We start from the raw sequence: 7,239 nt of genomic DNA, 5'->3' as shown, positions 1-7,239 counted from the left end.
GCTCGATGACCATCGCCATGCCCTGGCCGCCGCCGACGCACATGGTCTCCAGGCCGAACTGCTTGTCGTGGAACTGGAGGCTGTTGATCAGGGTGCCGGTGATGCGGGCGCCGGTCATGCCGAAGGGGTGGCCGACGGCGATGGCGCCGCCGTTGACGTTGACCTTGTCCAGGTCGAGGCCGAGGTCCTGGTAGGACGGGATGACCTGGGCGGCGAAGGCCTCGTTGATCTCGGCGAGGTCGATGTCGCCGATGGTCAGGCCGGCGCGCTTGAGGGCCTGCTTCGACGCCTCGACCGGGCCGAGGCCCATGATCTCGGGGGAGAGGCCGGAGACGCCGGTGGAGACGATCCGGGCCAGCGGGGTCAGGCCCAGCTCGGCGGCCTTGGTGTCGGACATGATCACCAGGGCGGCGGCGCCGTCGTTCAGCGGGCAGCAGTTGGCGGCGGTGACCAGGCCGTCGGGGCGGAAGACCGGCTTGAGGCCCTGCACGCCCTCCAGGGTGACGCCGGCGCGCGGGCCGTCGTCCGCCGAGACGACGGTGCCGTCCGGCAGCGTCACGGGGGTGATCTCGCGCTCCCAGAAGCCGTTCTTGATGGCCTGCTCGGCGAGGTTCTGCGAGCGGACGCCGAACTCGTCCATCTCCTGGCGGCTGATGCCCTTCAGGCGGGCCAGGTTCTCGGCGGTCTGGCCCATCGCGATGTAGGCGTCCGGCACGATGCCGTCCTCGCGCGGGTCGTGCCAGACGGAGCCCTCGGAGGCGGCGACCTCGGCGGTGCGGGCCTCGGCCTCGGCGAAGTACGGGTTGTGCGTGTCGGGCAGCGAGTCGGAGTTGCCCTTGACGAAGCGGGAGACCATCTCGACGCCGGCCGAGACGAAGACGTCGCCCTCGCCCGCCTTGATCGCGTGCAGCGCCATGCGGGAGGTCTGCAGCGAGGAGGAGCAGTAGCGGGTGATCGTGCAGCCCGGCAGGTGGTCCATGCCCATCTGCACGGCGACGATGCGGCCCAGGTTGTTGCCCTGCTCGCCGCCCGGCAGGCCGCAGCCCAGCATCAGGTCGTCGATGTCGCGCGGGTCCAGCTCCGGCACCTTCGCCAGGGCGGCCTGGACGATGGTCGCGGTGAGGTCGTCCGGCCGCAGGTCCTTGAGGGAGCCCTTGAAGGCCCGGCCGATGGGCGAGCGGGCGGTCGAGACGATCACTGCTTCGGGCATCACGGCTCCATGAGGGTGCGGAGAGAGCGGACTGCAAGGGAAGTTACCCGTACGTACCGCAGGGGTCACCGCCCTGGCGGTGTGACGCGGGCCTCTTTTCTAAGCGAGCGCTCAGTTGGCGGGGGTCTCGGCGGCCGCGGCGCCCTCCGCGGCCCCGCCGACGGCGCCCTCCACCGCTCCCTCCGCCACCGGCAGCCGCCGCCTGCGCCGGTGCTTCAGCAGCGCCCACGGGGCCCGGGCGCCCGTCACCTCGGTGCCCGCCTCCCGGGCCGCCTCGGCCGCCGCCTTGGCGACCGGCAGCATGTTCTCGCGCCGGGCCGGCTCCAGCCGGTCCGCCTCCGGCCAGACGCCCAGGACCGCGCAGAGGGTCGGCAGGACGGCCATCGCCGCCGTCGCGTACCCCTCCGCCGACGGGTGGAAGTTGTCGACGCCGAACATCTCGCGCGGGTTCTCGGCGAACTCGGGGCCGAGCAGGTCGCCCAGCGACACCGTCCGCCCGCCCTGCTCCACCACCACGATCGTCTGGGCCGCCGCCAGCTGCCGCGAGGCCCGCCGGGCCAGCCAGCGCAGGGGTTGGTAGACCGGCTCGATGGTGCCCAGGTCCGGGCAGGTGCCGACCACCACCTCGGCCCCGGCCGTCCGCAGCCGCCGCACCGCCGCCGCCAGGAGCCGCACCGACTCGGTGGGCGCCATCCGGTGCGTCACGTCGTTGGCCCCGATCATGATCACGCACACGTCCGGCGGGCCGAGCGGCTGGGCGAGCAGCAGCGACACCTGGCGCTCCAGGTCGTCCGAGCGCGCCCCGGAGAGCGCCACGTTCCGCAGCACCACCGGCCGCTCCGCCACCGCGGCGAGTCCCGAGGCGAGCAGCGCGCCCGGGGTCTGACCCGAGCGGCGCACTCCCTGGCCCGCCGCCGTGGAATCACCCAGAAGGGCGAGCCGCAGGGGGTCCTGCGAGCCGAACGCGCGGCCGTAGAGGCCGTCCGCCGCGGGCGGCAGGGGCGCCGCCCCGTCGCCCACCGTGCGCTTCGCGAGCTGCATCTCCGCCAGCAGGACGCCCACGGCCGCCACCCCCAGCAGCCCGATGCTCCCGCCGCCGTACGCCGCACCCGCCGCGATCCGGCGCGCCACCCTCGCCCTCGACATGGGGCCGTCACCTCCTTCAAGCCGTTGGGTCCGTCGAGCGGTACCAGGTCCTTCAAGCCGTTCAGGGTCTAACTGCCCCGTAACCCGCTCCGACTACGCATACGCTGGCCACACCATTACGGAGACCCCGGAGATTACGGTGCAATTCCACGACTCGATGATCAGCCTCGTCGGCAACACCCCGCTGGTGAAGCTCAACAACGTCACAGCGGGCCTCCAGGCGACGGTCCTGGCCAAGGTCGAGTACTTCAACCCCGGCGGCTCGGTCAAGGACCGGATCGCCCTGCGGATGATCGAGGCGGCCGAGCAGAGCGGCGAGCTCAAGCCCGGCGGCACCATCGTCGAGCCCACGTCCGGCAACACCGGCGTCGGCCTGGCGATCGTGGCCCAGCAGAAGGGCTACAAGTGCATCTTCGTCTGCCCCGACAAGGTGTCCCTGGACAAGATCAACGTGCTGCGCGCCTACGGCGCCGAGGTCGTCGTCTGCCCGACCGCCGTCGACCCCGAGCACCCCGACTCGTACTACAACGTGTCGGACCGGCTGGTCCGTGAGACCCCCGGGGCGTGGAAGCCCGACCAGTACTCCAACCCGAACAACCCGCGCTCCCACTACGAGACCACCGGTCCCGAGCTCTGGGAGCAGACGGAGGGGAAGATCACCCACTTCGTGGCGGGTGTCGGCACCGGCGGCACCATCTCCGGCACCGGCAACTACCTCAAGGAGGCCAGCGGCGGCTCCGTCAAGGTCATCGGCGCCGACCCGGAGGGCTCGGTCTACTCGGGCGGCTCGGGCCGTCCGTACCTGGTCGAGGGCGTCGGCGAGGACTTCTGGCCCACCGCCTACGACCGGAACGTCACCGACCGGATCGTCGCCGTGTCGGACAAGGACTCGTTCCAGATGACCCGCCGCCTCGCCAAGGAGGAGGGCCTCCTCGTCGGCGGTTCCTGCGGCATGGCGGTCGTCGCCGCGCTGGAGGTCGCCAAGGAGCTCGGCCCCGACGACGTGGTCGTCGTCCTGCTGCCCGACTCCGGCCGCGGCTACATGTCGAAGATCTTCAACGACGAGTGGATGGCCGACTACGGCTTCCTGGAGGACACCTCCACCGCCACCGTCGCCGACGTCCTGCGGCACAAGGAGGGCGTCATGCCCTCCCTCGTCCACATGCACCCGGACGAGACCGTCGGCCAGGCCATCGAGGTGCTGCGCGAGTACGGCGTCTCCCAGATGCCGATCGTGAAGCCCGGCGCCGGCCACCCCGACGTCATGGCCGCCGAGGTCGTCGGCTCGGTCGTCGAGCGCGAGCTGCTCGACGCCCTCTTCACCCAGCGCGCCTCCCTGGAGGACCCGCTGGAGCGTCACATGAGCGCCCCGCTGCCGCAGGTCGGCTCGGGCGAGCCGGTCGCCGACCTCATGTCCGTCCTGGGCGAGGCCGCCGACGCGGCGATCGTGCTGGTCGAGGGCAAGCCGACCGGTGTCGTCAGCCGTCAGGACCTGCTGGCCTTCCTGGCCAACGGCGGCGCCAGGTAACGGCGCAACGGGTTCTTCGTACAACCGGTACGAGCGTGACACGTGCGCGCAGCACCCGCTTAACACGCCTCCGGCACAGTGAGGGTTGTCGGCGTCACGGACTTCCGGAGCGGCTCCCGGGCCTCCAGAGACGCCGCGGACGCGGAGGCCGGCCCTGACCCGGGCCCGCGTCCCCCGCGGGGACCGCCGTCGTCCCGCCCCCCGTTCACGGGGGTGCGGCGGTCCCCGCGCAACCGTCCCGGTGCGCGGTACGCGCTGGCCCTCCCCTCGCCCCGCTGCATATCCTTATGCAGTCTTATCGGCGGGTGAATAGGGAGGGGCGGCATGAGCGACGGTCCGGCCGGCCGGCTGCAGGCGCTCTTCGAGGGGCACCGGCTCACGCCGACCCAGCGGCGGATCGCCCACTGCATGGTGCGGCGCGCCGGGGACGTGCCGTTCCTCTCCAGCGTCGAGCTCGCGGAGCTCGCCGGGGTCAGCCAGCCCTCCGTCACCCGCTTCGCGGTGGCCCTCGGCTTCGACGGCTATCCGGCGCTCCGCCGCCATCTGCGGGAGGTCGCGCCCCCCGAGCCCGGCGCCGCCGGGGGCGAGCAGCACAACGAGTACCAGCAGGCCGTGCTCGCCGAGATCGAGAACCTCCAGCACCTCGCCGGGCTGCTGGCCGACCCGGCGCCCGTCGAACGGGCCGGCCGGCTGCTCGCCGCCTCCCGTCCGCTGCCGGTGCTGGGGCTGCGGGCCGCCTCCTCGCAGGCGCGCGGCTTCGCCTACTTCGCCGCCAAGGTGCACCCCGACGTCCGCCTCCTCGACGAGGGCGGCTCCATGCTCACGGACCGCGTCGACGCGGCCGTCCGGGCCGGTGCCACGGCCCTGCTGTGCTTCGCGCTGCCCCGCCACGCCCGCGAGGTCGTCGAGGCGCTGGAGTACGCGCGGACGGCCGGGCTCACGGTCGTGACCGTCGCCGAGTCCGCGTTCGCGCCCGTCGCCGCCCACAGCGACCTGCTCATCCCGGCCGCCGTCGGCACCGGGCTCGCCTTCGACACCGCCTGCGCGCCGATGATGCTCGGCCGGGTCCTCCTGGAGGCGATGGCGGACGAGCTCCCGGACGCGCAGGCGCGTCTGGAGGAGTTCGACGCGAAGGCGGCGGCGCGGGGCCTGTTCGTCGAGTAGCGGGCGGTCAGACCTCCAGCTCGTTCTCGATCTTCTTCAGCTGGTGGCGGGCCATCGCCAGGTTCGCGCGGCCCTTGTCCAGGGCGAGGTAGAGGAACAGACCGTTGGTATTGCGGCCCTTCAGCAGCCGGATCAGGTGGTAGTGGGTGCCGAGGGTGATGAGGATGTCCTCGATCTCGTCGTTGAGCCCCAGCATCTCCATCGCGCGGACCTTGGCCCGGACGACGTCGGTGTTGCCGGCCGCGGCCACGTTCAGGTCGAGCTCCTTGCCGCCGCCGATCGTGCCCAGCGCCATGCCGCTGGTGTAGTCGACGAGGGCGGCGCCGATGGCGCCCTCGATGGTGGCCGCGTCCTTGAGGGCCGCTTCGGTGTTCGCCATGGTCGTACTTCCTTTTCGGGTGCGGTCCGGACGGTGCCCGTCCGGACGGTTCGGTTCGGTCCCGCGGCGTGCGGGGGTGTCAGTTCAGGTCTCTGCGCTCCAGCGCGCCGTCGACGAGTTCGCCTATCCGGGCGCTGGACCGGCGGGCCTCCAGATGGAGCCGGCCCACGTTGATGCGGGGCTCCGCCAGGAGGGTCAGGACGGCGGCGCCGCCCGCCGCGTACGTCGCGACGTAGCCGCTCTCGCCGCGGACCAGGAGCTCCCGGAAGCGGCCCTGCCCGGTGGAGTCGGTCAGCCGCTGCCCGACGCCGAGCGCCGCCGCGGTGAGCGCGGCCACGCTCTCCGCCTCGCCGTCCACGGTGTCGTGGGCCAGGACGAGTCCGTCGGCGCTGGCCGCGAGGGCCCCCGTGAGCTGGGGGAGCCGGGCCCGCAGCCGTCTGAGCTCGCCGAGGACCTCGGCTTCTGCCGTCATGAGCTGTCTCCTCTCGGCGCGCAGGCGCAGGGCACGCCTCATCACAGGTGTGCCTCCAGGGCGTCACGGAGCCGGCGCAGCAGGGCGATGTCGGGATCCGCGACCGACGGGGCCGGTGCGAGTACCGGCGGTGGCGGTACGGAGTCGGGTACGAGCGGGGTCTCGACGAGTCCCGCGGCGGCGAGCCGCCGGACGTCGAGCAGGGTGTGGAAGGCGGGCCGGCCGAGCAGCCGCGCCAGCTCTGCCGGCGTGCGCTCCCCGTCGGCGGCGGCGAGCAGCGCGCGCTGGCGCGCCCCGACGCTCTGGCCGGGGCCGGCGGCGCGGGGCACGACCGGGGCGGTGTCGACGGAGGCGTACGGCCAGACGGCGTCGAGGAGTTCGCGGCGGCGGACGGTCTCGCGCTCGACGGCCTCGGCGGAGACGGGTCGCACGGTGCCGAACCAGTGCCCGACCCCGTAGCGGAAGCGGGTCGGTCCGCTGGTGGGGGAGAGGGCGAAGAAGGCGGCGTCGAAGACGGCGCCGAGGTGGCAGATCTCCAGTTCGCCGTCGTGGAGGCGGCCGCTGTCGACGAGGAAGCGGCCGACGGCGCGGTGGGCGCCGGCCCGGTCGACGGCCTCGTCCCAGCCTTCGCGGGGGAGCCGGCCGCCGGTGGTGAGGAGGACGTCGACGCCGGGGGCGGCGGGGCTCTCGGCGTGCACGACGCGGCCGTCGACGAGGTAGAGGGTGCCGTGGTCGCGGAGCAGGGCGCCGGTGGCCTTCTCGGCGGCGAGCCGGACCAGCATCGGGGAGACCGGGGCGGCGGCGGTGGCGGTGGCGGTGGGGCTCATCCGAGGACCAGCCTCTCGGCGAGGTCCCGCAGCCGTATGCGGGCGAGGGCGAGATTGCCGGTGTCGCGGTCGAGCCAGAGGTGGAGGAATACGCTGCTGTCGAAGGACGTCTCGACGAAACGGAGGACGTGATAGCCGGCACGGGTGGTGACGATCAGGTCCTCCACGGGTGGGCCCGGTGGCGCGTCCGGTTCCCCGCTGGTGGTGAAGGAGTCGAACTCGGCCGCCGCCCTGGCTATCTCGGCCGTCTCGGCGGCCGTCGTCTCGTGGTCGCCGGTGGGTGATTCACCCGTCGTCCCCAGGGCCAGTCCGCTGGTCCAGTCGACCAGGGAGGCTCCGCGAGCGCCTGGCAGGGCCATGGCCTCCATAAGGCACTCGTCGATTCCGGGCACGCGGATTCCCCTCCCGATGCGGCGTGCGGACGTGCGGCAGTGACGGAGACGCTACTCAACGTTCCGGCTCTGGGGAGGTGTTCTGGCATTTTCCATCGGAACATGCCTGTGTCTGACGGAA

At 72.9% G+C, this 7,239-nt stretch carries 8 protein-coding genes; 2 read left to right on the top strand and 6 right to left on the bottom strand.

The genetic code is table 11. The features are described 5' to 3' along the window. Window positions 1-1,210 (bottom strand): acetyl-CoA C-acetyltransferase (locus ACZ60W_RS28745; protein WP_469758292.1); only part of this gene is annotated, 1,210 nt, incomplete at its 3' end. Window positions 1,211-1,321: 111 nt separating this feature from the next. Then, window positions 1,322-2,356: an SGNH/GDSL hydrolase family protein gene (locus ACZ60W_RS28740; RefSeq protein ID WP_469758291.1), complete on the bottom strand. Its 1,035-nt coding sequence runs from the start codon at window positions 2,354-2,356 to the stop codon at window positions 1,322-1,324. Between the two features lie 139 nt (window positions 2,357-2,495). Here ACZ60W_RS28740 and ACZ60W_RS28735 point away from each other — a divergent pair, with 139 nt between their 5' ends. Both ACZ60W_RS28735 and ACZ60W_RS28730 read left to right on the top strand, forming a co-directional pair. Further along, a complete protein-coding gene (locus ACZ60W_RS28735) occupies window positions 2,496-3,884 on the top strand; it encodes a cystathionine beta-synthase (protein WP_469758290.1) in 1,389 nt (462 codons plus the stop codon). A gap of 324 nt (window positions 3,885-4,208) precedes the next feature. Continuing rightward, window positions 4,209-5,048, top strand: coding sequence for a MurR/RpiR family transcriptional regulator (locus tag ACZ60W_RS28730; RefSeq protein ID WP_469758289.1), 840 nt, complete (start codon window positions 4,209-4,211; stop codon window positions 5,046-5,048). A 7-nt stretch (window positions 5,049-5,055) separates the two neighbouring features. Here the strand turns inward: ACZ60W_RS28730 and ACZ60W_RS28725 are convergent, their stop codons facing one another. The 4 genes from ACZ60W_RS28725 to ACZ60W_RS28710 form a co-directional block, all read right to left on the bottom strand. Then, on the bottom strand, window positions 5,056-5,427 hold the full coding sequence (locus ACZ60W_RS28725) for a hypothetical protein (RefSeq protein WP_469758288.1): 372 nt from the start codon (window positions 5,425-5,427) through the stop codon (window positions 5,056-5,058). Between the two features lie 79 nt (window positions 5,428-5,506). Continuing rightward, the gene (locus ACZ60W_RS28720) at window positions 5,507-5,899 is read right to left on the bottom strand and encodes a roadblock/LC7 domain-containing protein (RefSeq protein ID WP_366309140.1); all 393 of its coding nucleotides are present in this window, start codon (window positions 5,897-5,899) and stop codon (window positions 5,507-5,509) included. 41 nt (window positions 5,900-5,940) lie between these two features. Then, window positions 5,941-6,726, bottom strand: coding sequence for a transcriptional regulator (locus tag ACZ60W_RS28715; protein ID WP_469758287.1), 786 nt, complete (start codon window positions 6,724-6,726; stop codon window positions 5,941-5,943). Continuing rightward, complete coding sequence (locus ACZ60W_RS28710; protein WP_469758286.1) at window positions 6,723-7,118, bottom strand: roadblock/LC7 domain-containing protein; 396 nt, start codon at window positions 7,116-7,118, stop codon at window positions 6,723-6,725. Before ACZ60W_RS28710 ends, ACZ60W_RS28715 begins: the two co-directional genes overlap by 4 nt. Between the last annotated feature and the right edge of the window lie 121 nt (window positions 7,119-7,239).

This window comes from Streptomyces sp. NPDC104202 (genome assembly GCF_055584185.1).
Note: the sequence above shows the minus strand (reverse complement) of the source record. Positions and strands in the feature narration are given on the sequence as shown.